The organism is Agrobacterium sp. SORGH_AS_0440 (assembly GCF_031453135.1).
Taxonomy (GTDB): Bacteria; Pseudomonadota; Alphaproteobacteria; order Rhizobiales; family Rhizobiaceae; genus Agrobacterium; species Agrobacterium pusense.
Map to the genome: position 1 here is coordinate 1,752,661 of NZ_JAVIYR010000002.1, position 27,000 is coordinate 1,779,660.

The following is a 27,000-nucleotide window of genomic DNA, read 5'->3' on the forward strand; positions in this document are numbered from 1 at the left end:
GTCAGTCGATGGAGGGCGTCATACGCTGGCCGCCCTCTTCCAGCCAAAGGCAACGAGACCAGCGCCGATCAGGAGGCCACCGCCCGTGCGGTTGACAATCCGCTGAACCTTCGGCTTGCGGATCGTATTACGGGCGGCACTTGCCAGAAGTCCATAAAGCGCCGCGTTGACAGTGGCAAGCACAAGGAACGTCGCCTCGAAAATCAGCACCTGCGGCCAGAACGGCAATGTCGGCACCAGAAACTGCGGCAAAAAGGCCACGAAGAACACGATGCTCTTCGGGTTAAGCGCGGTAACGATATAGGCATGCAGGAAGATTTTGAGCGGTCTTTCCCGGCCCGTCACGCCGGTTCCATCGGTACCTTCGCCACCAACCGGCGAACGCCACAGCTTGATGCCGAGATAGATGAGGTAAGCCGCACCGATCCATTTCAGCCCGGTAAAAAGCGCTGCGGATGTGGCGAGCAGCACCCCAAGCCCCAACATCGAGGCCGTCATGGCGGTGAAATCGCCGAGCGCCACGCCTGTCACCGTTGCCGTGCTCGCCTTGCGGCCATGGCCCAGCGCATAAGAAATGACCAGCAGGATCGTCGGTCCTGGAATGGCAAGCATGATGGCGGACGCGGCCACGAAGGCCAGCCAGTTTTCCAATGGCATGATGAATCTCCTCTATCCCGAGTCTTGAGCAAGCCACGGAAAATGTTTTGCTTCAAGCCGGATTGTACGAGCTGTGCAGCTCTCTCCTAATGCCCCCCGGGAAACGTACCGGTACGAGTTTCTCCGTATTCCGCGGTCAAACTGGGACCGGCCTCTCCCGCATGTGCGTGCGGAAGAGGCCACCATTGTCAAAACCGCGGCGCCCAGTAGGGCGTTTCCCAGTCTCGCCGCCGCTTCACGCGCGAAGGGTCGAGGCCGATATCGACCAGAAGGCGCTCCGGCAGATCGGCAGGGTCAGTTGGTGGCGCGCGGGGCACGACAGCGGCAATGAGAACCGCTTTGAGAGTTTTCCAGACGCCAAATGTGACGAACAGACGGTCCACCGCATCCGGCAGCGCATATGCTACCAGTGGTTGATTTTTTTGCATGGGAAATCCATCCCGGCGCGGCAAAGCGGCCAGGTCCTTTATCGATGAAAAACGACAGGACGAAACGACGGGCGCAGCAAAGATGCCGCACAAACGCGCAGGTCACATGTCGAACGAAATGAAAAAGCCAAACGGCAGGGAAATCAGGCCTAAGCCTTATCGGCGGGAGATGCCTCGCATCCCATAACCGCCGATATTCATGCCGGAAAGGCCAGACATGCCGTTAAGGCGCATATTCATGTCATTGGTCATTCCACGCCTCCATTTATAGCGGTTACAGACGAGAGACACCTTACACAGGAAATCCGGCGCGACAAGAGGTCGCAATCTCGAATTGTAAAGAGTCGCAAAAAAGATGCAAAAATGCAACAGACTCATGGAAGGGAAATCAGGACACGGAGACGCTGAGGCCAAAACCCTGCATCAGCCGCCGCGTGGCAAAGTCCGGCTTGCCTGATGTGAAGACGGCGAAGTCGAATCCATCGGGGTGTTCGGCATCCTGGGGCATCGGCACCAGATGACGGGCACGTCTTGCAATTGCCTCGGCGGGATCGAGCCAGTCTACCGGCCAGGGGGCCAGACGGCGAAACACGTTGGCCATGAAAGGATAGTGGGTGCAGGCGAGAACGACGATATCGGTGCGTTTTCCATCGCTTTCGATAAAACAGGGTTCGATTTCGGCAAGCACCGCCTCCTCCGACACCGGCTCCCCCCTGATCCAGCTTTCGGCCATGCGCGCAAGGTTTTCCGAGCCGACAAGGCGGACATGGCATTGCGTCGCGAAGGACTGGATGAGATCGCGCGTATAGGCACGCTTGACGGTGCCGGGCGTCGCCAGAACGGAGACGAGGCCGGAACGGGTGCGCTCCGCCGCCGGTTTGATGGCGGGTACTGTTCCGACAAAGGTCATCTGCGGAAACCGGGAACGCAGATCGGCACCGGCAAGCGTGAAGGCGGTATTGCAGGCGATGACGCAGACTTCCGGGCTGAAATCCTGCAGCAGTTTTTCAAAAAGCGAGAGAATGCGCGCCCTGAGCGCCTCCTCCTCCCAGCCGCCATAGGGAAAACCGGCGTCGTCGGCCACATAGATGAAACCGCGCTCGGGCATCAGCACGCGCGCTTCGCGCAGCACAGTCAGCCCGCCAATGCCGGAATCGAACACCAGCACCGGCTTCAGCACGTCGGTGGCCGCCTCACTCGTCTTCAGCATTCTCCCCTGCTCCCTCGGCCGATGGCCCCGTTGCCCGACCGGCCTGCTTCGGCCACTGCCGGGGAAAACGGTCGAGCGAATTGATCACGCCGCGGAAAACACTGATTTCCTGCTCGGAAAAACCGCGTCTCGACAGCACGGCACGCAGATTGTCGACCATTTTCGGCTTTTTTTCAGCGGGATGGAAATAACCGCGCGCATCCAGCGCTTCCTCGAGATGTTCAAACAGGCCAAAAACCTGCTCCTTGGTCGAAGGCCGCTGCTCGACGGACTGGAAAAGCGTCTCGCCCAGATCGTCCATGCCTGACTTCATCCACTCATAGGACATCAGGAGCACGGCCTGCGCAATATTGAGCGATGCAAAGGCGGGGTTGACCGGAAATGTCACGATCTCATCGGCCAACGCCACTTCCTCATTGGTGAGGCCCCAGCGTTCACGACCAAACAGGATGCCTGTCTTTTCGCCCGCCTTGAATTTTGCCCTGAGCGTATCGGCCGCAATGACTGGCGATCGTACCGGCTTGAACCCATAACGCTCGCGCGCGGTCGTGGCATAAACGAAATTGAGATCCTTGATCGCCTCTTCCAGCGTATCGAACACCGTCGTCCCGTCGATGACGTGATCGGCCTTGGAAGCGGCGGAGCGCGCCTTTTCGCTTGGCCAGCCATCACGCGGGTTGACGAGGCGCAGCTCGGCGAGCCCGAAATTGGCCATCGCCCGCGCCACCATACCGATATTTTCGCCAAGCTGCGGTTCGACCAGAATGATCGCCGGGCCTTCCGCCAGAAGTTCAAGCTCGCTGTTTGTGCCTGCCATCGTTGTTTGTCCGTTATTTTTAAAAGCGCGGCATAGACTTTGACGCCGATACCGTAAAGCGCGCTTCACTGGCACAGATTGCCGCTAAAATCAAAGTCGGAGAGAGCGCACACCCGCTCGGCTTTGCTGGAGATGAGAGCAACACCGCTACCCCGTCATCCTCGGGCTTGAACCGAGGATCCACAACCCGTTGAAATCAATGGATCCTCTGGCCAAGCTCGAGGATGACGGGGAGTGTGGCGAAAACCTCGCATCACTCTCCACCGGCTCAAACGGACCCATTACTCCCCCTTGATGATGTTCGCCATCTCCTCACGCAGCGAGTCCCGGCCTTCGTCGCCAACCCGGTGAATGTCGCTGATGACAGGCCGCCCCTCCTCCTCGATCACATCGAAATGCACCTCGTCCACGGTCGCCTTCATCTCCGCCTCATCCATGCAGGCCCAGAGCTTGAATTTGGCCGTCACGTCAGTCACGCCATCCTTCACCGCACCCGCCGTCACGGACACATCCTGCAGCGGGCAGCCATCCTGCGAGTTGGTCACGACATCATAACCGAATGGATCGCCCTTCTCACCGCTTTCGGCCTCGTAAGCCGGCTTCTTGGAGGCTTCACGGTATTGCGCGACGAACTCCTTGCTGAAGAGGCTCGTCAGCATGTCCTCGTCGAATATGTATTTCCAGTTTTCCGCATCGCCGGACCAGTTCTTGACGGTGATGTCCATCACCTTCTGGACGGGATCGGTGGGACCGGCGGCGAGGGCGGCGTGGGAAAAGAGGGCGGCGGCAGACAGAAGCAGAATTTTCCGCATGATATGATCCCGGTAGAGGCCCAGAGACGGGCGAAGCGATTCGCCTGACTGTATTCCGGCATTATGGTTTGGCAATGCGCAAAGCGTTATTGCGCTGCGCCAAAAAAGCGCCCCCCATGGCTTTGCCTCAGGCGCGTGCGATGCTATAGCCGCACCGGATATTTTTCCGACTATGGGCGTCAACAGGCGCCACAGCTTCGAAGGTGAGGAATTCATGGCAAAGATCAAGGTAGCCAATCCAGTCGTCGATCTCGACGGCGACGAAATGACCCGTATCATCTGGCAGCTCATCAAGGACAAGCTGATCCTGCCATACCTCGATCTCGACATCGAATATTACGACCTCTCGGTTGAAAACCGCGACGCCACCAACGACCAGGTCACGGTTGACGCGGCCCACGCCATCAAGAAGCACGGCGTCGGCATCAAGTGCGCCACCATCACCCCGGATGAGCAGCGCGTTGAGGAATTCGGCCTGAAGCAGATGTGGAAGAGCCCGAACGGCACCATCCGCAACATTCTGGGCGGCGTCATCTTCCGCGAGCCGATCATCTGCAAGAACGTTCCGCGCCTCGTTCCGGGCTGGACGAAGCCGATCGTTGTCGGCCGCCACGCTTTCGGTGACCAGTACAAGGCAACCGATTTCAAATTCCCCGGCAAGGGCAAGCTGACGATCAAGTTCGTCGGTGAAGACGGCCAGGTTATCGAAAAGGACGTTTTCGACGCTCCGAGCGCCGGCGTGGCTCTTGCCATGTACAACCTTGACGAATCCATCCGCGAATTCGCCCGCGCCTCCATGAACTATGGCCTGATGCGCAAGTGGCCGGTTTACCTCTCCACGAAGAACACCATCCTCAAGGCCTATGACGGCCGCTTCAAGGATATCTTCGAAGAAGTCTACCAGACCGAATTCAAGAAGCAGTTCGACGAAATCGGCATCACCTATGAGCACCGCCTCATCGACGACATGGTCGCTTCCGCGCTGAAGTGGTCCGGCGGCTACATCTGGGCCTGCAAGAACTATGACGGCGACGTTCAGTCAGACACGGTAGCTCAGGGCTTCGGCTCGCTCGGCCTGATGACCTCGGTTCTTCTGTCCCCCGATGGCCGCACGGTCGAAGCGGAAGCGGCGCACGGCACGGTCACGCGCCACTACCGCCAGCACCAGAAGGGTCAGGAAACCTCGACCAACTCGATCGCCTCGATCTTCGCCTGGACCCGCGGCCTCGCCCACCGCGCCAAGCTGGACGACAATGCGGAACTCGCAAAGTTCGCGGCAACGCTCGAGACCGTCTGCGTCGACACCGTCGAAAGCGGCTTCATGACCAAGGACCTGGCGCTCCTCATCGGACCGGATCAGCCCTGGCTCTCCACCACCGCCTTCCTCGACAAGATCGACGAAAACCTCAAGAAGGCGATGGCTGCCTAAGCCTGCTTTCCCAAGACGTCAAAACCCGGCCTCAGTGCCGGGTTTTTTATTTGTACCGTAGAGCTGAAACGTCAGCTGCGCGGCGCGGGCCGAGCGAGCGTCTATCTCCTCCTGCGTCGGCAGGCCAATTGCCCCCGTCGCACGCCTTATCTGCAAATCCCCTGCCAGAAGCGACAGCCAGATTTCCGCATGCTCTTCCGCTGCCGCAATACCCATGACGCCCTGATTTGCCAGCGCCTGAAAATACGCCGCAAGCTTCGGCATGACATGGTCACGACCCTTTTCCGCCAGAAATGCTCCGAGCGTGGCGTCACCGCCGGCTTCCGCCGCGGCAACCCGATTGAGCAGAACCGCCCGCTCCCCGAGAAGCATCGACAATAGTTCAGCCCCGAAACGGGAAAGCTCCCTCACGCCATCGGCCGCTTCCGCCGACGGCAATACCAGCCTTGCGGCATTTTCTTCGACCATGGCTTCGTAAAGCCCGGCCTTGCCGCCGAACCAGCCATAGAGCGTTTCCTTGGAGGACCTGCTCACCTTCGCCAGCGCCTGCATGGAAAAGGCGGCATATCCATCCCTGGCAAGCATGGCAAAGGCATGTTCGACAATCTCGCGCCGGCGCAATTCCCTGCTTTCGTTTCGCATCCGCTTTTCCTTGACAATAACCGTACATATGCGTACGGATATGCCGTACATACACGTACGGTTATTTGACGGAGGTTTTGATGTCCAGCTCATTTCTGCACGAGATCAGAACAAGGCATTTTCCCGCACTCGCCATCGCAAGAGAACCGGCAATATCGGTCTTGCACATCGTTGCTCCGCTGAGCCTTGGCGTGATGGCCGGATTCTTTTTCGCCTTCAGCAACCCGGTGATGATGGCTTTCCAGCAACTGGAGGCCGATATCTTCATTCCGGCATTCAACGGCATCAATATCAGCGTCCGCAACGGCGTCTTCTTCACCGCCTTCTTTACGCCGCTGGCGGCCCTTCTCGCCGCTGTGGTCGTTGATCGCAACAGCAGGCTGCTATGGCTGTCGGCCTTGATAATTTACACCGTCGTCGTCGTTCAGACGCGAATGGTCAATGTTCCGATCAACGAGTTTTTCAAGGCTGTTGCCGCCGACGTGCCGATCAACTGGCAGGAGCTGCTGGATCGCTGGGCACTTTCAAACCTTCTCCGCACCGTGCTCACCACGGTCGCATTTTTTCTGGCGCTGCTCGCGGCAACGAGGCATACGGGAAGAAAACCAACCCACTAGACTGCAATGGCTTCTCTTTCCAAAGCCTCGGCCGCTAATGCGATTGATGGTTGACAGGCACCGATATGAGCGCACCCGGACCCGGCGCAACGCCGGGTTTTCTTTTTTGTTCACAGTATCTTGATTAGACGTTGTACTAGGCGCAGACTTCGATTCCGCGTGCTGCGGCCAGTACAACAATAAGACAAAGCTTAAACAGCATCTACTTGCACATAACTTGCCCGGCACAGTCAAACGTTCATCGGAGCATCGGCGCGATCTTAGGGAACACGCGAAGGATGTTGCGAACTTTAAAAATGCGAAGCGCAGGCGCGAAATCCGCATCGGTTTTCCCATGATGCTTCGACGATTTTGCTTGGGGAGGCAAAAGAGCATGAGTGAACTGATCTTTTACACCAACCCCATGTCGCGCGGGCGTATCGCGCGGTGGATGCTCGAAGAAGTGGGCGTTCCCTATCGAACCGAGATACTTCGTTTCGAAACCTCGATGAAATCGCCCGCCTATCGGCTGATCAATCCGATGGCCAAGGTGCCCGCCATCAAACATGGCGATACCATCGTCACCGAGGCCGCTGCGATCTGCGCCTATCTGGCTGACGCCTTTCCCGGTGCGAACCTAGCGCCCACACCCAAGTCACGCGGGCTTTATTACCGCTGGATGTTCTTTGCCGCAGGCCCGCTGGAAATGGCGGCGAGCATGAAGGCAATGGGTTTTGAAGTGCCGAAGGAAAAATTGCGTATGGCCGGCTGCGGCAGCTATGCGGATGTGATGAACACGCTGGAACGGGCCGTCAGCGAAAACCGCTTCATCGCCGGCGATCTCTTTACCGCCGCCGATGTCTATGTCGGCGCCCATGTTGGCTGGGGCCTGCAATTCGGCACGATTGAAAAACGCCCGGCCTTCATCGACTACTTGGCGCATCTGACCGAGCGCCCGGCCTTCAAGCGGGCCGCGCAGCTCGATGAGGAAGCGGCGAAGGATATGAAAGCGACGGACTAGAGCATTTCCGGTGATCACAGGATCACCGGAAATGCTCTAGTGTTTGTTTTTACCGCATTGTCCGGCGCCGAAGCGAACACGTTTCGGCTGGAAATGCTACAGCAGGCTTGGCGCTGCCCAGCGCAGAATAGTCCCTGAACCATCCACAAACGGAAATTCACAAGAAAAAGGCGGGCCAAAATCCCGCCTTCTCTTTTCTGTCGATCAGGCCGCCAAGGCCGCGGCAACCGCTTCGATGGCCTCCTGCGCCTTGGCGCCATCAGGACCACCTGCCTGCGCCATGTCCGGTCGGCCGCCGCCGCCCTTGCCGCCAAGTGCGGCGGAAGCAGTGCGGACGATATCGACGGCGCTGAAACGGGACGTCAGATCTTCCGTCACGGCGGCGACAGCGCTTGCCTTGCCATCCTCGGAAACGGCGATCAGCAGCACGACGCCAGAACCGAGATTGGCCTTGGCCTCGTCGGCGAGCCCCTTCAGATCCTTGGCATCGATACCAGCAATGGATTTTGCCAGGAAGTTGACGCCCGCGACCTGCTTGACGTCGCTTGCGCCGGCATCCGCCGAACCGCCGCCCATGGCGAGCTTCCGGCGGGCATCGGCGAGCTCACGCTCCAGCTTCTTGCGCTCGTCCAGCAGGCCTTCAACGCGCGAAAGAACATCGCCCGGCTGAACCTTCAGCGACGAGGCGAGCGCCTTTACCCGCTCGTCCTGTTCGGCGAGATAGGCAAGCGCGCCCTGGCCGGTTACGGCCTCGAGACGGCGCACACCGGCACCGACGGCGCTTTCACCGAGGATGCGGATGAGACCGATCTGGCCGGTCGCAGCCACATGCGTACCGCCGCAAAGCTCGACGGAATAAGGACGGTTGGCTTTCGAGCCATGCAAGCCGGTGCCCATGGAGACGACACGAACCTCGTCACCGTATTTTTCGCCGAACAGCGCCATCGCGCCCTCGGCAATGGCGTCATCGACGCTCATCAGGCGGGTGACGACAGGCGAGTTCTGCAACACGATTTCGTTGGCCATGTCTTCAACGACCTTCAGCTCCTCGGCCGACATCGGCTTCGGATGTGAAACGTCAAAGCGCAGGCGCTCGGGCGCGACCAGCGAACCCTTCTGCGCGACATGGGTGCCGAGCACTTCGCGCAGCGCCTCATGCAGCAAATGGGTGGCGGAGTGATTGGCGCGCAGACGCGAGCGGCGGTCATGATCGACCGTCAACTGAACGGCATCGCCCACTTTGAGGCCGCCCTTGGAGACGGTGCCCATATGAACGAAGAGGCCTTCGCCGCGCTTCTGGGTGTCGGAAACGGCAAAAGCGCCATTATCGCCGGAGATTACGCCGGTATCGCCCATCTGGCCGCCGGACTCGCCATAAAACGGCGTCTGGTTGACCACGACCTGCACGGTCTCACCATCCACAGCGCTTTCGACGGCCTTACCATCCTTGACGATGGCCTGCACGACGCCCTCGGCGGTTTCCGTGTCGTAACCGAGGAACTCGGTAGCGCCGAGTTTTTCCTTGAGTTCGAACCAGATCGTTTCGGTGGCCTTGTCGCCGGAACCGGCCCAATGCGAGCGGGCTTCCGCCTTCTGGCGCTCCATGGCATCCGTGAAGCCGGAAATATCGACGCCGATTTCGCGGGCACGCAGCGCGTCCTGCGTCAGGTCGAGCGGGAAACCATAGGTGTCGTAAAGCTTGAAAGCGGTCTCGCCATCCAGCATGTCGCCCTTGTGCAGGGTCGAGGTGGCATCCGACAGCAGCGACAGGCCGCGTTCCAGCGTCTTGCGGAAACGGGTTTCCTCAAGCTTCAGGGTTTCGGAGATCAGCGCTTCGGCGCGGACCAGTTCCGGATAGGCACGGCCCATCTGCTGCACCAGCGACGGCAGCAGCTTGTAGATCAGCGGCTCGCGCGCGCCGAGCAGTTCGGCATGGCGCATGGCGCGACGCATGATGCGGCGCAGAACATAACCGCGGCCTTCATTGGACGGCAGCACGCCATCGGCGATCAGGAACGCAGACGAGCGCAGGTGGTCGGCGATGACGCGGTGGCTGGCGCGCTTTTCACCCTCAGCCGGAACGCCTGTCGCTTCTACGGAAGCGGCGATCAGCGCGCGGAACAGGTCCGTATCATAATTGTCGTGCTTGCCCTGCAGCAGCGCAGAGATACGCTCCAGACCCATGCCGGTATCGATCGACGGACGCGGCAGGTCGATGCGCTCTTCCTTCGTCACCTGCTCATATTGCATGAAGACGAGGTTCCAGATTTCGATGAACCGGTCGCCATCCTCTTCCGGCGAGCCGGGCGGGCCGCCCCAGATATGATCGCCATGGTCGTAGAAGATTTCGGAACAGGGACCGCAGGGACCGGTATCGCCCATCGCCCAGAAATTGTCGCTGGTCGGGATACGGATGATGCGGTCGTCGGAGAAACCGGCGATCTTCTTCCAGAGGTTAAAGGCCTCGTCGTCGGTGTGATAAACCGTGACCAGCAGGCGATTGCGGTCGATGCCGAATTCCCTGGTGATCAGGTTCCAGGCGTGGGTTATCGCCTCTTCCTTGAAATAATCGCCAAAGGAGAAGTTGCCGAGCATTTCGAAGAAGGTGTGGTGACGGGCGGTATAACCGACATTGTCGAGGTCATTATGCTTGCCACCAGCGCGCACGCATTTCTGCGCGGATGCCGCAGTAGAATAAGGACGGGTTTCCAGACCGGTGAAGACGTTCTTGAACTGCACCATGCCGGCATTGGTGAACATCAGTGTCGGATCGTTGCGCGGCACCAGCGGGCTGGAAGGCACAATCTCGTGTCCGTTCTTCTTGAAGTAGTCGAGGAAGGTCGACCGAATTTCATTTACACCGCTCATGCCCACACACCGCTCACAGCTGGAGTCCATCACCGCCATCGGAAATGATGGCTATATTGCAAAATCAATGGCTTTTATCGTCCGCATCCTGCCCTGTCCAGCCATGGAGACCGGCGAAGGCGTACCGACAAAGAAAAAGGGCCACACGACAGAAATCGCACGGCCCGTTTCGTTCAATTCGATTCACATCGAGACAGGCGATCCGGCAACGGATGCCTGAAGCTCGACGGCAGGATCAGCCTTCGTCACCGTCGCCGTCATCGCCGGAATCAGGACCGCCATTCTGCAGGAAACGATCCGCAATCAGGCCGGCGTTCTGGCGCAGCGCCAGCTCGATCTCGTTTGCCGTATCGGGGTTATCGCGCAGGAAGGTCTTGGCGTTTTCACGCCCCTGCCCCAGACGCTGGCTGTTATAGGAGAACCAGGCACCCGACTTTTCAACGATACCGGCTTTTACGCCGAGGTCGACAAGCTCACCGGTCTTGGAAACGCCTTCGCCATACATGATGTCGAATTCCACCTGCTTGAAAGGCGGCGCCATCTTGTTCTTGACGACCTTGACGCGGGTCTGGTTGCCGACAACCTCTTCGCGTTCCTTGACAGCGCCGATACGGCGGATGTCGAGGCGAACGGAAGCATAGAACTTGAGCGCATTACCGCCGGTCGTCGTTTCCGGCGAACCGAACATGACGCCGATCTTCATGCGGATCTGATTGATGAAGATGACCATGCACTTCGACTTGGAGATCGAAGCGGTCAGCTTGCGCAGCGCCTGGCTCATCAGACGCGCCTGAAGACCCGGCAGGCTGTCGCCCATCTCACCTTCAATTTCCGCCCGCGGCGTCAGCGCCGCAACGGAGTCGACCACGAGCACGTCGACCGCTCCGGAGCGCACCAGCGTATCGGTGATCTCAAGCGCCTGCTCGCCCGTATCCGGCTGCGAGATCAGCAGGCTCTGCAGATCCACGCCAAGCTTGCGCGCATAGACCGGATCAAGCGCATGTTCGGCGTCAACGAAGGCGCAGATGCCGCCCTTCTTCTGGGCTTCCGCAATGGTCTGCAGCGCCAGCGTCGTTTTACCCGAGCTTTCCGGACCGTAAATTTCAATGATGCGCCCCTTCGGCAGTCCGCCGATGCCGAGCGCGATATCCAGGCTGAGCGAACCCGTCGAAACGGTCTCCACCTCAACCACATTTTCATTGGAACCGAGCTTCATGATCGATCCCTTGCCGAACGACCGTTCGATCTGGGAGAGCGCCGCTTCCAGTGCCTTGCTTTTATCCACCGATTTATCCTCTACGAGACGCAAAGAATTTTGTGCCATCCGAACCACCTTTAGGTTATTGAAGCCGCACAGGCAATGTAGCAGTATGGGAACGGTATGTACTCTATTTGTTCTCATTTAACAAGGCTGAGCCAGCATATTGAAAACAAATAGTGATAAGTCGTTTGTTCTGCTTTCGTTTTTCTGTGCGCGGCCCCTTGCCGCAAACCGGAGGCGAGGTCAGAAAGACGTCAGTTTAGGCCGAATCGTCCGGCCTTACCATCCGCCAGAGAGGGAAACGCAAGCGTGAAGAAAATACTCGTTCTGGGCGGCGCGCATATCGACCGGCGCGGCATGATCGAGACTGAAACGGCGCCGGGCGCCAGCAACCCCGGCTCCTGGATGGAAGAGGCGGGCGGCGGCGGTTTCAATGCTGCACGCAATCTCTCCCGGCTCGGCTTTCAAGTCAGGATCATCGCCCCGCGGGGCGGCGACGTGACGGGAGAAGCCGTTGCGGAGGCTGCACGACAGGCTGGCGTGGAGGACACGCCGTTCACCTTCCTCGACCGGCGCACACCGAGCTACACCGCCATTCTGGAGCGTGACGGCAACCTCGTCATCGCGCTTGCCGACATGGACCTCTACAAGCTCTTCACGCCGCGCCGGCTCAAGGTCCGCGCCGTCCGGGAGGCCATCACCGCAAGCGATATCCTGCTCTGCGACGCCAACCTGCCCGAGGACACGCTGGCTGCACTTGGCCTCGTGGCCCGCGCCTGCGAAAAGCCGCTGGCGGCCATAGCCATTTCGCCGGCCAAGGCCGTGAAGCTGAAAGCGGCGCTGGCCGACATCGACATCCTCTTCATGAACGAGGCGGAAGCGCGCGCGCTCACCGGCGAGACGGCCGCTGACGTTCGTGACTGGCCGGATATCCTGCGCAAGGCCGGGCTTTCCGGCGGCGTCGTCACCCGCGGCGCAAGCGAAGTCGTGGCCTTCGACGGAAATGAAAAAGCAATCCTCCACCCGCCCCTCATCCGCGAAGTGAAGGATGTAACCGGTGCGGGCGACGCCATGGCGTCTGGCTACCTCGCCGCCATTGCCGAAGGAAAGACGATTGCCGAAGCCCTGAGACGGGGCGCTGCGGCAGCTGCAATCACCGTGCAATCGCCCTTTGCCACCGCGCACGACCTATCAAAAGACAGTGTCGAAGCCATGTTGGGGCTTGTTCCCCAGGCTGAAATACTGGCATGAACCGCTTTTAAGAACTGGAACAATGTAAATGACCCGCCCCATCTCCCCTCTCCTGCCCATCGTCTATTCTCAGGAAGTCGCCGCCGCCAAGCAGCGCGGTGCGCCGATCGTCGCGCTTGAATCGACCATCATCACCCATGGCATGCCCTACCCCGGCAATATCGAGATGGCGGAAAGCGTCGAGCAGATCATCCGTGATCAGGGCGCGGTTCCGGCCACCATCGCCGTCATTCACGGCACCCTGCATATTGGCCTTGAGAAGGATCAGCTCGAGGCCCTCGCCCAGACCACGGATGCCATGAAGGTCTCGCGCGCCGATATCGCCTTTGCGATCGCCGAGCGCCGCACGGGCGCGACGACGGTTGCCGCCACCATGATTGCCGCTGCCCGCGCCGGTATCCGCGTTTTCGCGACCGGCGGCATTGGCGGCGTGCACAAGGGTGCGGAAGAGACCTTCGACATCTCCGCTGATCTGACCGAGCTTGCCAAGACGGGCGTCATCGTCGTCTGCGCTGGCGCGAAAGCCATTCTCGATATTCCGAAGACGCTTGAAGTCCTCGAAACCAACGGCGTACCGGTCGTCACCTTCGGTTCGGAAGAATTCCCGGCTTTCTGGTCGCGTTCCTCCGGCCTGCCGAGCCCGCTTTCGCTCAACAGCCCGGCCGCAATCGCCAACTTCCAGGTAACCCGCGAACAGCTCGGTATCGATGGCGGCATGCTGGTGGCCAATCCCGTGCCGGAAGCTGACGAAATTCCGCGCGAGGAAATGGAAATCTACATCAATCGCGCCATCTCGCATGCCGAGCGTGATGAAGTGACCGGCAAGGCGGTCACGCCGTATCTGCTGGGTGACATTTTCCGCCTGACGGATGGTCGCAGCCTCGAAACCAATATCGCGCTGGTTCGCAACAACGCGCAATTAGCGGCTGAGATTGCGGTGGCGCTGAGCTAACCGTCGGGGTTGGGATCATCCTCAAGCTTGCGGGTGACGCCAGGGTTCGAAAACCTCACCTCCGTCATGCCGGACTAGATCCGGCATCCAGCCACGGCGCGTCTGCGCCTTGAAAGAGTCTTTCGTGATCAAGGACTTGATCACGCTGGACCCCGGATCTGGTCCGGGGTGACGGATTGCGGATGATCAAGTTCTGCCAAACGCCTCGGCGCTGGGGACATCGTAAGCAATAAAAAAGGCCCGGAGAGCTTTCGCTTCCGGGCCTTGTTTTTCTATTTGAACCCGATCAGTTCTGAGCGACCGGCTTCACCAGCGGCGTCACGCGGCGGATGGTGACGCGGCGGTTCTGCTGTTCCGGGCCGAGTGTCTGGACCTTCAGGTAACGCTCGCCATAACCCTGCGTCGCGAGGTTTTCCGGCGGGATGCCGTAGACGTCGGTCAGCACGTTGGCGACGGAGGCAGCGCGCTCGTCAGACAGTACGAGGTTGCTTTCATCCGAACCGACGGCATCGGTATGGCCTTCGATGAGGAAGGTTTCCGCCGGGTTCTTTTCCAGCGCCTTGTTGATTGCGTCGGCCACCTTGCGCAAGGAGCGAGCCTGCGCCATCGGGATTTCAGCGCTGCCGGTCGCGAAGGTGATCGTATCGAGGTCGATACGGCGCACCTTGTCACGGATACGAGCCGAATAGCGCACTTCATCCAGCGAATAGACACGTTCCACCGGCTCGACAGGCGGCTGTTCCAGGAAGCGGTAATAATCGCGATCCGGATCGCTCGACGTGTCGATGATGTAGTCCGTCACGGGAATGCGCAGACGCATGGGCGGAAGATCGAGACCGGGGTCGCGATAAACGTAATCGCGGTCCGGATCCTCCATCAGCTCCGGTGCGTAGAACAGCACATATTCGCGGCCGCGATTGTCAATGCGCGAACGCTGGATCACGTCGCCATAACGGTTGCGGATCGTCACGACCTGCGTGCCATCCCGGCGCTCCACGGTTTCGCGGACACGGCCGCCCTGCAGGCGCTCGTAATAGGGCTCGCCGCCATCGCGGATGAAGCGCTGGTTGTCATCGCCACGAACGACGACGCGGTCACCGAATTGCAGGATGATCGGCGCATCGCCATCGCGATCACGCGGGCGACCCTCGCGCGGCTGCCATTCGCGTACACCGTCCGGCCGCTCATATTGCGGGCGGCGGTCGATGCGCTCGCCCTGCTGGGAAGTGATGGCTTCCAGCTTTACGGGTGGCGGCGGAGCCTTGCCTTCAGCAGCACCGGCGCGCTGCGCCTCGGCGTCGGAGGTCGGGACCTTGAAGTCGCCGGCCTGTTCGCGTTCACGACGGCGTTCCTCGCGGGTCTGGCGGTTGCCGGAGCGCTCCACTTCCTTGTCGCTGTCGAGAACGGCAGCACCCTTGTCGACCGGCAGGATGACGGTGTCGGCCGTCTTGGACGGGTCCTTGGCGATCGCCTTGGCCTTGTCCAGCTCCTCCTTCGTCATCGGCGGGGCTTCCGTCTGCGGAACGGCAACCTGGTTCGGCACTGGTTCGCCGGCAGGCGCCTGCCCGGTCGTCGCACCGCTCGGCGGCGGGGTCGGCGCGCCTGGCAGCGGGGCTGCGGGTTCCGTTCTACCCTGACCTTCTACCGGCGGCTGTTCGGAAGGCTGGCGGCCAGGTGCAGGGTTTGGCTGGGCCTCGGGTGCCGGTGGGCGCGCGGGCGTCGGCGCTTCTGTCGGAACAGGTGCTTCCTTCGCGGCGGGCTCGGGAGCGGCAGGCTTTTTCTCGGGAACGGCTCTTTCGGCCGGTTCGGCTTTCTGTTCCGGGGCCTTTTCCTCTACTGCCGGTTTTTTGGCGGGTGCCGGCTCACGGGGCTTGGCCGGCTGCTCGGCATTTTCAGGGCGAGCTGCTGGCTCCTGTTCGGCCGCAGGCTCTTTCGCACGCTCCTTACGGGGACGCTCGGGACGCTGTTCGCCCTCGCCTGCAGGCTGCTCGGCCCGTTCCGGGTTGCGCGGACGTTCCTTCGGCTGCTGTTCGGCAGGCGCAGCTTCAGGCGCGGCCTCACGCTTACGAGCCGGGCGCTGTTCACCCTCGCCCTGCGGCTCCTGCGCCCGTTCAGGCTTGCGGGGACGCTCCTGCGGCTGCTCGGCCGGCGCAGGCTCCGGGCGGGCCTCACGCTGCTGTGGTTCCGGCGGCGCTTCGCGCTTGGGCTCCGGCTCGCGCTGGGGCTCCGGTGCGCGCTCTTCACGCTTCGGTTCGGCAGGTTGCGCCTCTTCGGCGCGCTGACGCTTCTTCTTCAGTTCTTCTTCGGGGTTTTCCTGCGCCGGCTCCGCCTGCGCCAGGATTATCTGGCCGGGCGCGGTTTGAGAAACAGGCGCCTGGGCGCGGGCCGCGCCGGCAAAGCCTGCCGCTGCTGGCTCAACCGCGATCGCGAGAGACATGAGTGGAAAAACCACCCCGGTCAGCAATGTGTTTTTCTTTTTCAGCATCAGTGCTTCCTCATCTGCCGTCATTTTATGGGTCGCGAATGACGCGACGTCGTGGGCCCGGCTTGGCACGCAGGCGCTGTTCAACGCCTTACACACGCTCCGGTTCCCATGATGACCAAAGCCTTCTGTACCGGAAATGAACAGATCAAGGCCTTTTCGTGGAGGCTCTGCGGCACAAAGAAGGTCGCTAATATTGCAGTTGCATTTTTTGACCAAGCGGATGAATAATCACATCCGCGCTGAAGGCCACAGGCGGTATCCTCCGTCCTGCCGCGCCTTGGCGCCCATGGCGTCCGCACTGAAAACAACAACAGACCGCGGATGAACGACCAAAAGAGAGGATCGAAATGCCTATTTCCACCCGTCTGCTCGCAGCCGTATCGATCGCCGCCATCTCGCTCTTTTCCGGCGCGGCTCTCGCGCAGGACAAGATTGTCATCGGCACCGAAGGCGCCTACCCGCCCTTCAACAATCTCGAAGCCGACGGCACGCTGACCGGCTTCGATATCGACATCGCCAAGGCGCTGTGCGAACAAATGAAGGCCGAGTGCACCTTCGTCACCAATGACTGGGACGGCATCATCCCCGCCCTTCAGGCCAAGAAGTTCGACGCCATCATCGCGTCCATGTCGATCACCCCGGAACGTCTCCAGAAGGTCGACTTCTCCAAGAAATATTACAACACGCCGCCGGCGATCGCCGTGCCGAAGGATTCGCCGATCAAGTCCCTCGACGATCTCAAGGGCAAGTCGCTCGGCGCACAGGGCTCCACCACCCACTCCAACTACGCTGAAAAACACTTCCCGGATTCCGACGTGAAGATGTATCCGACCGCAGACGAATATAAGCTGGACATCGCCAATGGCCGTATCGACGCCGTCATCGACGATATCGTCGTGCTGTCGGAATGGCTGAAGACCGATGCCGGCAAGTGCTGCAAGATCCTGACACCGCTCAAGGTCGACGTCGACATCAACGGCAACGGCGCAGGCATTGCCGTTCGCAAGGGCGACACGGCGCTGGCCGACAAGTTCACGGCTGCCATTGCCGGCATCCGCGCCAGCGGCAAGTACCAGGAGATCAACAAAAAATACTTCGATTTCGACGTTTACGGCGAGTAAGCCGGTTCGATCTGTTGAAATCTCGTGGCGGAAGGCTTGCCCTTCCGCCATTTTTGTTTGAAAACGTCACCATAACAATCACGGCGGCTTAAGACCGCAGGGGAAAATTGGCATGAGCGGAGCATTTTCCGCCATAGGTGCGTTCTGGACCTATGTCTCGACACTTCTCGATCCCTTCTGCGGGCCGGTCGGTCTCTTCTCGCTTTTCGGAAACGGCACTCTCGTCGCCTGCGGCGATGCGGGCTGGGGCGATGAAATCGCTTTCGGCGTCAAGGTCACGATCTCGCTGGCGCTTGCCACCCTGCCAGTCGGGCTATTGATCGGCTTCCTGATCGCGCTCGCCGCGCAATCGGAAGAAAAATCGCTTCGGCTGGCCGCCGGAATCTATACCACCATCTTTCGTGGCCTACCCGAACTGCTGACGCTCTTCATCGTCTATTATGGCATCCAGATGCTGCTGCAATCCGTGGCAGGTTACATCGGCATTACCGGCCCCATCGAAATCAACGCCTTCGTTGCCGGCATGGTGGCGCTTTCGGTGGTGTTTTCATCCTATGCGTCTGAGGTGCTTCTCTCGGCCTTCAAGGCCATACCGAAGGGGCAATATGAGGCGGGTGACGCACTCGGACTTTCCCGCAGCCGCACCATGGTGCTCATCATCATTCCGCAGCTGGTGCGGATCGCCCTTCCCGGCATGACCAACCTGTGGGTCATCCTGCTGAAAGACACGTCCTACGTATCGATCATCGGCCTTGCCGATATCATCCGCCAGACCGGCATTGCCGCCCGCGTCAGCAAGGAAGCTTTCTTTTTCTACGGCATCGCCTGCCTGCTTTACCTCATTCTCGCGCTCCTCTCATCCATCGGCATCGGTTTCATAGATCGCTGGTCGCGCAAGTCGGAGGCCAGACGATGAGCCATATCAAGGAACTCATTCCGCCACGCCCAGCGCCCATCGTTGCGGACAAACCGCTGAACATCTCCCGTGTCGTCGGCATCGCTGTCATTACGCTCTGGCTGCTTCTCGCCGCCGGGCTGTTATTTGCGATGATCGAGGGTTGGGATTGGGACAAATTTGAACGGTATGGGCCCCGTTATATCGATGGCCTCATCACCACAATCACGCTGGTCGGCAGCTCGATCATTCTCGGCGCCATCCTGTCCGTGCCCATCGCCTTTGCCCGCATGTCTGAAAATCGCGTCATTGGCGCGCTCGCTTATGCCTACGTCTATGTCTTCCGCAGCACGCCGCTGCTGGCGCAGCTTTTCCTGATCTATTACGGTCTCGGCAGCTTCCCGCCCGGCGCTGGAAGCCGTCGATCTCTGGTGGTTCTTCCGCGAAGCCTGGTATTGTGGCCTCCTGTCGCTGACGCTCAACACCGCCGCCTATCAGGCGGAGATCCTGCGCGGGGCGATCCAGAGCGTGCCGCGCGGCCAGCACGAAGGGGCGGCGTCGCTCGGTATTTCCAAGTTCATCACCTTCCGAAAGATTATACTGCCGCAGGCGCTGATCGTCGCTTTGCGCCCCTATGGCAACGAGATCATCCTGATGATCAAGGGTTCGGCGGTGGTCTCCATCGTCACCGTCTTCGACCTGATGGGCCAGACCCGTTACGCCTTTTCCCGCACCTTCGATTATCAGGCCTATCTCTGGGCTGCGATCTTTTACCTTGCGATCGTCGAGACGCTGCGCCACGTCTGGGCCTGGCTGGAGGCCCGCTTGACCCGTCACCTCAAGCGCTGAGCCCAACGTTGGCAGCACTCATCAATGAGTACTGCCAACACTTTGAAAAATATAACAAATTTGTGACGCATCCATTCTTTTGGCAAGGTTGGGTTAACCCTGCCGTGTTCCCATCTAAGATACAGCGGCAACGCTGTGATCGGTCATCATCGATATGGGAACCGCCACCATGAACAAGGACATGGAAATGATGCTGCGAGGCTACGGCCTCACCACCGCCCAGATATTCTACCGCCTGCCAGACCATCCTCTGGTTCTCCAGACCTATGTCTGGCAGAATTACGATCTGGCCCCCGATTTTCCTGAAATGCACGGCTTCCTCAAGTTCTGGCAGGAAAAGCTCGACGGCCCCCTGCACTCCGTCCGCTATGTGCACCGGCAGGTTATCTCGGCGCAGGAATGGCGCGCGCTCAAAGGGGAGTTCATCCTCCACTAAGCCCTCACGCCACATAAACATTGCGCCGGTCCCCGATGCGGCTTACAGCAAACGTCAATTGAAGACGCTGACGGATAAGGCACGATGACCAAGAACCAGAAGATCGACGAAGAGGCGCTCGCCGAGGCCTATAACCGCGCACTCGCGCTTGAAAAGGCCGGTGATGTGGACGCGGCGGTGAAGGCCTATGAGGAGGTCCTCGCCATCGATCCCGATGATCACGGTGGCGCAGCCGTGCGCATCGCCGCCATGGGCCGGGGCGAACAGCCGTCCAAAGCGCCCGACGCCTATGTCGAAACCCTGTTCGACCAGCATGCCGAAGCCTTCGAGGACATTCTTGTCGAGCAGCTGGGTTACGCCGTGCCGATGATGGTTCGCCAGCGGCTGCAGACGCTCAATCTCGGCCCTTTCAAACGCCTGCTCGATCTCGGCTGTGGCACCGGCCTCACCGGTGAAGCGCTGCGCGATATGGCTGACGACATCACCGGCATCGATATTTCCGAAAACATGGTCGAAATCGCTCATGAGAAGGACCTCTACGAGACGCTCTATGTCGCCGAAGTTGAGGATTTCCTTGAGGACAATGACGACGAGCCCTTTGACATCATCACCGCCACCGATGTGTTGCCCTATCTCGGCGCGCTGGAACCGCTGTTTTTCGGCGCCGCCGAAAACCTCAATGCCGGCGGCCTGCTGATCTTCTCGTCGGAGACCCTGCCCGAAGAAATCATGGCCGGGCGCCCCTACATGGTCGGCCCGCACCAGCGTTTCGCCCATGCCGAAACCTATGTCCGCGAAAGACTGGCGGCGACCGGTTTCGAGGTGGTTGAAGTGACCGACATCAATGTGCGCATGCAGGACGGCAATCCGACACCCGGTCATCTGGTGATTGCGAAGCTCAAGGGCTGATGCATTGACCTTGAGGCAGATTTCTTCTCCCCGCCGGGGAGAAGAAAGAAGCGGCATCCAATCGCCTCACATTTAACACCAACGGCGTGAATCAACCTCTGAGAAACACCCGCCAGCAGGTTGAAGAGACTCACCTTTCTCACCCATCAACTCGCCTTAGGACGCCAGACGATATCCGTCACCTTGAGTTTCTTCGGCACGATTTTCAGATCGTAGAACTCGTCGGCAAGCGCCTGCTGATAGGCAATGGCCTCATCCGGAACCAGTGACACCCGCCCGAGATCGGCGCCCGGCCGCGTCAGCGAGACCTTGGTGACATCCTCGGGAACACCGGTGATGGCCGAAAGCGATTTGGCTGTCGCGTCGATGTTGGTCTGCGCTTTCGCACCCACATTCGCCAGTTCCTTGAGGATCAGCGGCACGAGATCGGGATTGCTTTCAACAAAATCGCCATTGGCGAGGAAGTAGCTCCACGGATCGACGATACCTTCGGCTGTCGAGAGAACACGCGTCGTCGGCTCCTTTTCCGCCACCGCAAAATACGGATCCCAGATCGACCAGGCGTCGATGCTGCCGCTACGGAAAGCGGCCGCCGCATCCGGCGGGGCAAGATCGACGGGCGTGATGTCTGCCAAGGTCAGCCCCGCCTTTCGCAACGCCTTCACAGTGACGTTATGGGCGCTGGAGCCGCGCTTGAAGGCGACCTTTTTGCCCTTCAGGTCTTGGAGCGTCTTCAGCGGCGAATCCTTCTGCACGAGGATCGCTGATCCGCCTGCCGCCGCCTTGTAGGTGCCAACATAACGCAGATTGCCGCCGGCGGCTTGCGCGAAAAGCGGCGGCACATCGCCGGTCGGGCCGATATCCAGCGCACCGGCACCCAGCGCTTCAAGAAGCGGCGGCCCGGAGGAAAATTCAGACCACTTGACCTCGATGCCGCGATCCTTCAGCAGCGCTTCGAGCGCGCCCTGGCTCTTCGCGAGCGCTATCACGCCATTCTTCTGCCAGCCAATCCGCAACGTCGTGGTTGCGGCGCTCGCGCGCCGGATATGCGGCAGAAACACCGCCCCGGTCGCACCTGCAATCAATCCCAATGTTCCGCGTCGTGTCAGCATATGGATATCCCTCGCTATTCCATCCTTCGACAGTAAAAGCGTAGATATTCGAGCGATTTTATCAAAATCCTGGTTTGCGCGCAGACGGCGTTGAGAGAATTGAATGTGCGAATTTGCCGTTACCGGCGAAATAGAATTGTCGTGCCTCTGCGGCAGCTACCGGACGGACCTTCCGACAGTATCAGCCCTGGCAGGCCCGACCGGCGCCCAAAAAACCACCCACGAATTAAAACGCCCTCCCCGGCGGCCGGAAAGGGCGTCGATCAAAAACTGACCAGCGACGGATCACTCTTCGCCGGATTTAGGATTATCCAGCAGCATGTAATCGAGCGGCAGTTCCGTCGTATATTTGATCTGCTCCATCGCAAAGGCGGAGGAGACGTCGCGGATTTCGATCTTGGCGATCATCCGCTTGTAGAAAGCGTCATAGGCGGCGATATCGGGCACGACCACGCGCAGCAGATAGTCGACATCACCGCTCATACGGTAGAATTCGACAACCTCCGGGAATTCGGAAACCACTTCGGAGAAGCGCTTCAGCCATTCGATGGAATGGGAGGCGGTGCGGATGGAGACGAAAACCGTGACCTTGGTATTGACCTTGACCGGATCGAGCAGGGCCACACGCCGGCGGATGACGCCGTCTTCTTCCATCTTCTGGATACGCCGCCAACAGGGCGTCGTGGAAAGGCCGACCTTCTTCGCCAGATCGGCAACAGCCAGCGTGGAATCCTCTTGCAGAATGCGCAAAATCTTACGGTCTAGGCGATCCAATGCGTCTACCCTCCTGAATTAATTTCCTTTCAATACACTAATTTTTGCGGAAAAACAGAAAATTGTTTCACCAAAGCCGCATTTCCACATATTCTCGCAGAACCGGCAACAGCTCCTCCGTAAACCATGGGTTCTTTTTCAGCCACCCCGTGTTGCGCCAGCTCGGATGCGGCAAAGGAAGAATGCCGGGGCCGGAATTGGCGTGAAGATAGCTGCGCCAGTTTTGCACCGTTTCGGTCATGGTTTTGCATCGTCTTTCACCCAGGTGAAAAGCCTGGGCATATTGGCCGATCGCGAGGATCAGCTCCACCTGCGGCATCGCCGCCATGACCCGCGTGCGCCAGTGCGGCGCACATTCCCGCCGTGGCGGCAGGTCGCTTCCCTTGTCATCATAACCGGGAAAACAGAACCCCATGGGAACGATGGCGAAACGATCCGGATCGTAAAATGTCTCCCGGTCGACATTCAGCCACTGGCGCAGCCTGTCGCCGGAAGCATCGTTGAATGGCAGGCCCGTTTCATGCACGCGCAGCCCTGGCGCCTGCCCGGCAATCAGAATGCGTGGTCTTGCCGACATGACGACCACCGGCCGGGGTTCATGCGGCAGGCGGTCAGCCATTCCCTTGAGCGGCATGTCGCGACAGAGACGACAGCGGGCAATCTCACCGCGCAGCCCGTCCAGCCCATCATCATGCACTGGCCCAACCCTCTCTCCTTCAGCCATGATCCCACCCCAGAAGATGGCGGACGATGGTGAGGAAACCCGCCGCCGGCGTTTCCATATCCGCGGCACGGTGATCCCTCCGCCACTGCGAGGGCTTTTCGAATTCTCCCGCCCAGATGCCGAGCGCCTGCCTGCGCGCGGCTTCCTGCTCGCCTGAAAACTGGAAATATCCCGACGCGACGGCAAAACCGGCCGACACCATGTCTGACGAAACATCCCTGCCGCCGGCGGAACAATAGACGAGCAGTCGCCCGTATCGATCTCTGGAACTGCCGGAGCAGGAGAAATCCGCGGCGGCCAGCCGTTGCAGCACACGGCGCGCCTCCTCGCCACATGGCCAGCTTTCGCCCCCGCGCAGACATGTCTGCGCAAGCTCCGGCGCATCGATGCCCAGCAGCCGGAAACGTTCCTTGCCCTTGGAGAGCGTGTCGCCATCAATCACGAAGAAGCGGCCGCCATAGGTTTCGCTGTTGATATGATCGAGCTTGGCGGCAATCAGAACCCCTAGAAAAACCGTAGCAAGGAACAGGCCGCCGTCGCGGACTGCGGAAAAACCCCCGCGCCTGCCTCCATTTCGTCTCATGTAACAACAAACCCTTGTCAGAGATGGCAAACAAATCCTTTCACGGCAGCATCTTCTTAAGATTTTGGGCGTAGTCTGCAAGGGTTCATGTCACCCTGCGTTGTAACAATGAGTAAAAGCGTCAGCACGTCCACCGACAAGATCATCGTCGACCGCTCGAAAAAACATCGCAACAAGGCGGTTTTCGACGCGGTGAAGACGACGCGTGAACGCTTGCAGCAAGGTGCAGGCGCAAGCGACGCCTATGAACGCGAGATGCTGACCATGCACATCGCCGAGACCCTGCAGGGCGCGATGATCATGCCGCTTTTCATCGTGCTTGCCTCCATCATCGGCGTTTACATAACCCGCGATATCAGCCTCATCATCTGGTCGCTGGCTGCATTGAGTTTCCACGCCATTTCGCTGATGCTCGCCAAACGGGCTGCAAAACAGGAAATCACCGCCGAAAACCTCCTGCACTGGAAAAATCTTTTTCTCGGAATGCAGATCGTCATCGGCTGCATCTGGGCGATGTTCGCGCTGGCGGAGCCAACGCGTAATGACCCGACGCTCGTGCTTTTCTTCAAGGGCTCGACGCTGCTGATCGCGCTCTCGCTCACCGCCACGGCCAATTTCATGCTGCGGCGGGCAACCTTCATGACTTTCCTGCCGGTGCTGGCGGCTCTGTGCGTCACCTCTGTCTTCTCGCGCGATCCATTCGATGTCGGTCTTGCGCTGATGTTCGGCATGGCGATCCTGTTCTGCCACCGCATCACCAGCCGGCTTTACCAGACCAGCATCAAGCTCCTCTCCTCGCAGACGGAAAAGGACGACCTGATCGCCGAGCTCGAAGTCGCCAATTCGGTTTCCGACGAGGCGCGGCGTCGCGCGGAAGAGGCCAATCTGGCCAAGTCGCGCTTTCTCGCCTCCATGTCGCACGAGCTGCGCACGCCCCTCAACGCCATTCTCGGCTTCTCCGAGGTCATGTCCTCGGAGGTGCTGGGGCCGCTCAACAATCCGCTCTACAAGGAATATTCCGGCGATATCCACCGCTCCGGCCAGCATCTGCTCGATCTCATCAACGAAATCCTCGACCTGTCGCGCATCGAGGCGGGCCGTTATGACCTGAACGAAGAAGCGATCTCGATGCTGGAAATCGCCGAAGATTGCATCGGCATGATCCAGCTTCGCGCCCGCGCCAAGAACATCAGGATCTCCCAGCAGTTTGAAAACAGCCTGCCGCAGGTCTGGGCGGACGAAAAATCGATCCGCCAGGTCGTCCTCAACCTGCTGTCCAACGCCGTCAAGTTCACCCCGCAGGGTGGAGAAATTCTCGTAAAGGCGGGCTGGACGGCCGGCGGCGGCCAATATGTGTCGATCAGGGACAATGGCCCAGGCATTCCAGAGGAGGAAATTCCGGTGGTGCTGTCAGCCTTCGGTCAGGGATCAATCGCGATCAAGAGCGCCGAGCAGGGAACAGGCCTTGGCCTGCCCATCGTTCAGGCCATCCTCGCCAAGCATGACGGCCAGTTCATTCTGAAATCCAAACTGCGTGAGGGCACGGAAGGCATCGCCATCCTGCCCGCGAAACGCGTGCTCCAGAGCCTGCCGGCGGTCGAAGAAACCCATGCCATCCAGCCACGCCGACGGTCCTTCGCTTAAGGCGCCCACAGGAAGGCGTCGCCCGGCTTTCCACCTGGAAATGCCTTGAAGCTGGCAACCTCAGAAGAACAGCGTCGTCACCAGCGAATACAGCACGAAAAATCCGTTCGCCATCAGCAGGCAGAAGACGGCAAAGGAGCCGAGATCCTTGGCGTGCCGGCCCACGGAGGAAATTTCCGGCGAAATGCGGTCCACCAGTTCCTCGATGGCGGTATTGAGCGCTTCCACCGAGAATAAAAGCAGCATCAACACCGTGAAAACGAGAAGATGCGCAAACGGCGCGCCCACGACCAGAAGCAGGCCAAGCCCGACGCAGAAGGCAAGAACTTCGTGACGAAAGGCAGCTTCCTGCCAGAGCCGGCCGAGCCCCTGCAGGGAATAGCGCGCGGCAGCGAACAGATGCCGCCAGCCCTTTTCTTTACGAAAGACCGGTTCTGGCGGTGGCATGTGCGGCGTCGCGTCCATCTTCAGCCTCAATGATTGGTGGGCGCGGTGATGCGTGTGTCGACACCCGCTGCCTCAAACGTCGCCATGCCGGAATGGCAGGCGGCGGCGGCCTTGACGATGCCGGCGGCAAGGGCCGCACCGGTGCCTTCGCCAAGACGCATTCCAAGCGCCAGAAGCGGCGTCTTGCCAAGCTTTTCGATGGCTGCCAGATGGCCGGGCTCACCCGAGACATGGCCGATAAGGCAATGATCGAGCGCGGAGGAATTGGCAGCCTTCAGCAGCGCCGCGGCGGCCGTTGCCACATAACCATCTATCAACACGGGAATGCGTTGCACGCGCGCAGCAAGAATGGCACCTGCAATCGCCGCGATTTCGCGTCCGCCGAGACGACGCATGATTTCCAGCGGATCGGACAGGTGGTCCTTGTGGAACTCTACCGCCGCCTTCACCGCCGCAATCTTGCGGGCCATGACGTCACCTTCCGAACCGGTGCCCGGACCGGTCCACTCTTCCGCCGTACCGCCATAAAGCGCAAGATTGATCGCAGCCGCTATCGTGGTGTTGCCGATGCCCATTTCACCGACGCAGAGAAGATCGGTGCCGCCGGCGATCGCCTCCATGCCGAAGGCCATGGTGGCGGCGCAGTCACGCTCCGAAAGCGCCGGTTCACAGGTGATATCGCCGGTCGGGTAATCCAGCGCCAGATCGAAAATCTTCAGGCCGAGATCATTGGCCACGCAGATCTGGTTGATCGCCGCGCCACCGGCGGCAAAATTTTCCACCATCTGCTGGGTCACAGACGTCGGATAGGGCGTGATGCCGTGGCGGGTCACGCCGTGATTGCCGGCGAAGATTGCCACCAGCGGACGGTTGACGGCAGGCGAACGGCCGGACCAGGCGGCAAGCCACATGGCGATTTCTTCGAGACGGCCGAGCGAACCGGCAGGTTTCGTCAGCTGCGCATTGCGCTCCTTCGCCGCAACAAGCGCGTGCGTGTCCGGGCCGGGAAGCTCGCGCAGCAGCGCGCGGAAATCATCGAAGGGCAATCCGCTCATGCTCATGATATCAGTCTCTCTC

General features: G+C 59.9%; 26 protein-coding genes and 1 pseudogene. 12 read left to right on the forward strand and 15 right to left on the reverse strand.

Annotated features, from left to right (window positions below):
* Positions 1–18 precede the first annotated feature (18 nt).
* The 5 genes from QE453_RS17880 to QE453_RS17900 all read right to left on the reverse strand — a co-directional run bounded on the left by QE453_RS17880 (position 19) and on the right by QE453_RS17900 (position 3,924).
* Positions 19–657, reverse strand: coding sequence for a LysE family translocator (locus tag QE453_RS17880; protein WP_244404875.1), 639 nt, complete (start codon positions 655–657; stop codon positions 19–21).
* Positions 658–845: 188 nt separating this feature from the next.
* Positions 846–1,085, reverse strand: a complete 240-nt coding sequence (locus tag QE453_RS17885; protein WP_006698773.1) for a hypothetical protein — start codon at positions 1,083–1,085, stop codon at positions 846–848.
* 388 nt (positions 1,086–1,473) lie between these two features.
* Complete coding sequence (gene murI, locus QE453_RS17890; RefSeq protein WP_244404874.1) at positions 1,474–2,295, reverse strand: glutamate racemase; 822 nt, start codon at positions 2,293–2,295, stop codon at positions 1,474–1,476.
* Positions 2,279–3,112 carry an RNA methyltransferase gene (locus tag QE453_RS17895; RefSeq protein ID WP_244404873.1) on the reverse strand — a complete coding sequence of 278 codons (834 nt, stop codon included), beginning with the start codon at positions 3,110–3,112 and terminating at the stop codon, positions 2,279–2,281. The genes murI and QE453_RS17895 overlap by 17 nt, the downstream gene beginning before the upstream one ends.
* Positions 3,113–3,393: 281 nt before the next feature.
* On the reverse strand, positions 3,394–3,924 hold the full coding sequence (locus tag QE453_RS17900; RefSeq protein WP_004442489.1) for a hypothetical protein: 531 nt from the start codon (positions 3,922–3,924) through the stop codon (positions 3,394–3,396).
* Between the two features lie 214 nt (positions 3,925–4,138).
* On the opposite strand from QE453_RS17900, the gene QE453_RS17905 reads away from it, so the two are divergent.
* Positions 4,139–5,353 carry an NADP-dependent isocitrate dehydrogenase gene (locus tag QE453_RS17905; RefSeq protein ID WP_004442491.1) on the forward strand — a complete coding sequence of 405 codons (1,215 nt, stop codon included), beginning with the start codon at positions 4,139–4,141 and terminating at the stop codon, positions 5,351–5,353.
* A gap of 18 nt (positions 5,354–5,371) precedes the next feature.
* On the opposite strand, the gene QE453_RS17910 is transcribed toward QE453_RS17905, so the two are convergent.
* Positions 5,372–5,995, reverse strand: coding sequence for a TetR/AcrR family transcriptional regulator (locus tag QE453_RS17910; protein WP_244404872.1), 624 nt, complete (start codon positions 5,993–5,995; stop codon positions 5,372–5,374).
* 80 nt (positions 5,996–6,075) lie between these two features.
* On the opposite strand from QE453_RS17910, the gene QE453_RS17915 reads away from it, so the two are divergent.
* Both QE453_RS17915 and QE453_RS17920 read left to right on the forward strand, forming a co-directional pair.
* Entirely contained in the window at positions 6,076–6,612 is a 537-nt protein-coding gene (locus QE453_RS17915; RefSeq protein ID WP_244404871.1) for an anthrone oxygenase family protein, read from the forward strand.
* A gap of 373 nt (positions 6,613–6,985) precedes the next feature.
* Entirely contained in the window at positions 6,986–7,612 is a 627-nt protein-coding gene (locus QE453_RS17920; protein WP_004442494.1) for a glutathione S-transferase family protein, read from the forward strand.
* Positions 7,613–7,816: 204 nt separating this feature from the next.
* On the opposite strand, the gene alaS is transcribed toward QE453_RS17920, so the two are convergent.
* Positions 7,817–10,480, reverse strand: a complete 2,664-nt coding sequence (gene alaS / locus QE453_RS17925; protein ID WP_309777609.1) for an alanine--tRNA ligase — start codon at positions 10,478–10,480, stop codon at positions 7,817–7,819.
* A 67-nt stretch (positions 10,481–10,547) separates the two neighbouring features.
* Here alaS and QE453_RS17930 point away from each other — a divergent pair, with 67 nt between their 5' ends.
* Positions 10,548–10,700, forward strand: a complete 153-nt coding sequence (locus tag QE453_RS17930; protein WP_278066845.1) for a hypothetical protein — start codon at positions 10,548–10,550, stop codon at positions 10,698–10,700.
* A gap of 15 nt (positions 10,701–10,715) precedes the next feature.
* Here QE453_RS17930 and recA read toward each other — a convergent pair whose 3' ends face one another.
* Entirely contained in the window at positions 10,716–11,804 is a 1,089-nt protein-coding gene (recA, locus tag QE453_RS17935; protein ID WP_004442498.1) for a recombinase RecA, read from the reverse strand.
* A 246-nt stretch (positions 11,805–12,050) separates the two neighbouring features.
* On the opposite strand from recA, the gene QE453_RS17940 reads away from it, so the two are divergent.
* Both QE453_RS17940 and QE453_RS17945 read left to right on the forward strand, forming a co-directional pair.
* A complete protein-coding gene (locus tag QE453_RS17940; RefSeq protein ID WP_112635826.1) occupies positions 12,051–12,992 on the forward strand; it encodes a carbohydrate kinase family protein in 942 nt (313 codons plus the stop codon).
* Between the two features lie 28 nt (positions 12,993–13,020).
* Positions 13,021–13,944 (forward strand): pseudouridine-5'-phosphate glycosidase, encoded by a 924-nt coding sequence (locus QE453_RS17945; protein WP_004442502.1) that lies wholly within the window; start codon positions 13,021–13,023, stop codon positions 13,942–13,944.
* Positions 13,945–14,230: 286 nt separating this feature from the next.
* Here QE453_RS17945 and QE453_RS17950 read toward each other — a convergent pair whose 3' ends face one another.
* Positions 14,231–16,429, reverse strand: coding sequence for an OmpA family protein (locus QE453_RS17950; RefSeq protein ID WP_309777610.1), 2,199 nt, complete (start codon positions 16,427–16,429; stop codon positions 14,231–14,233).
* A 347-nt stretch (positions 16,430–16,776) separates the two neighbouring features.
* Between QE453_RS17950 and QE453_RS17955 the strand changes: the two genes are divergently transcribed.
* The 5 genes and pseudogenes from QE453_RS17955 to QE453_RS17975 all read left to right on the forward strand — a co-directional run bounded on the left by QE453_RS17955 (position 16,777) and on the right by QE453_RS17975 (position 20,639).
* Positions 16,777–17,550 (forward strand): ABC transporter substrate-binding protein, encoded by a 774-nt coding sequence (locus QE453_RS17955; protein ID WP_004442506.1) that lies wholly within the window; start codon positions 16,777–16,779, stop codon positions 17,548–17,550.
* A 112-nt stretch (positions 17,551–17,662) separates the two neighbouring features.
* Positions 17,663–18,466 (forward strand): ABC transporter permease, encoded by an 804-nt coding sequence (locus QE453_RS17960; RefSeq protein WP_022556506.1) that lies wholly within the window; start codon positions 17,663–17,665, stop codon positions 18,464–18,466.
* Positions 18,463–19,294, forward strand: a pseudogene (locus tag QE453_RS17965) (ABC transporter permease). The gene QE453_RS17960 and the pseudogene QE453_RS17965 overlap by 4 nt, the downstream one beginning before the upstream one ends.
* A 169-nt stretch (positions 19,295–19,463) precedes the next feature.
* The gene (locus QE453_RS17970) at positions 19,464–19,730 is read left to right on the forward strand and encodes an usg protein (RefSeq protein ID WP_004442513.1); all 267 of its coding nucleotides are present in this window, start codon (positions 19,464–19,466) and stop codon (positions 19,728–19,730) included.
* An 84-nt stretch (positions 19,731–19,814) separates the two neighbouring features.
* On the forward strand, positions 19,815–20,639 hold the full coding sequence (locus tag QE453_RS17975) for a class I SAM-dependent methyltransferase (RefSeq protein WP_006697640.1): 825 nt from the start codon (positions 19,815–19,817) through the stop codon (positions 20,637–20,639).
* Between the two features lie 146 nt (positions 20,640–20,785).
* Here the strand turns inward: QE453_RS17975 and QE453_RS17980 are convergent, their stop codons facing one another.
* The 4 genes from QE453_RS17980 to QE453_RS17995 form a co-directional block, all read right to left on the reverse strand.
* Positions 20,786–21,751, reverse strand: coding sequence for an aliphatic sulfonate ABC transporter substrate-binding protein (locus tag QE453_RS17980; protein WP_022556508.1), 966 nt, complete (start codon positions 21,749–21,751; stop codon positions 20,786–20,788).
* 285 nt (positions 21,752–22,036) lie between these two features.
* A complete protein-coding gene (locus QE453_RS17985; protein WP_003507846.1) occupies positions 22,037–22,525 on the reverse strand; it encodes an Lrp/AsnC family transcriptional regulator in 489 nt (162 codons plus the stop codon).
* Between the two features lie 67 nt (positions 22,526–22,592).
* Entirely contained in the window at positions 22,593–23,249 is a 657-nt protein-coding gene (locus tag QE453_RS17990; RefSeq protein WP_162749613.1) for a uracil-DNA glycosylase family protein, read from the reverse strand.
* Positions 23,242–23,832 (reverse strand): thermonuclease family protein, encoded by a 591-nt coding sequence (locus tag QE453_RS17995; protein WP_112554617.1) that lies wholly within the window; start codon positions 23,830–23,832, stop codon positions 23,242–23,244. Before QE453_RS17995 ends, QE453_RS17990 begins: the two co-directional genes overlap by 8 nt.
* Before the next feature lie 108 nt (positions 23,833–23,940).
* On the opposite strand from QE453_RS17995, the gene pdhS2 reads away from it, so the two are divergent.
* Positions 23,941–25,476: a two-component system sensor histidine kinase PdhS2 gene (pdhS2, locus tag QE453_RS18000; RefSeq protein ID WP_035211364.1), complete on the forward strand. Its 1,536-nt coding sequence runs from the start codon at positions 23,941–23,943 to the stop codon at positions 25,474–25,476.
* A gap of 60 nt (positions 25,477–25,536) precedes the next feature.
* Here pdhS2 and QE453_RS18005 read toward each other — a convergent pair whose 3' ends face one another.
* Entirely contained in the window at positions 25,537–25,941 is a 405-nt protein-coding gene (locus tag QE453_RS18005; RefSeq protein ID WP_004442540.1) for a diacylglycerol kinase, read from the reverse strand.
* An 8-nt stretch (positions 25,942–25,949) separates the two neighbouring features.
* Entirely contained in the window at positions 25,950–26,984 is a 1,035-nt protein-coding gene (cobT, locus tag QE453_RS18010) for a nicotinate-nucleotide--dimethylbenzimidazole phosphoribosyltransferase (RefSeq protein ID WP_004442543.1), read from the reverse strand.
* Positions 26,985–27,000 lie beyond the last annotated feature (16 nt).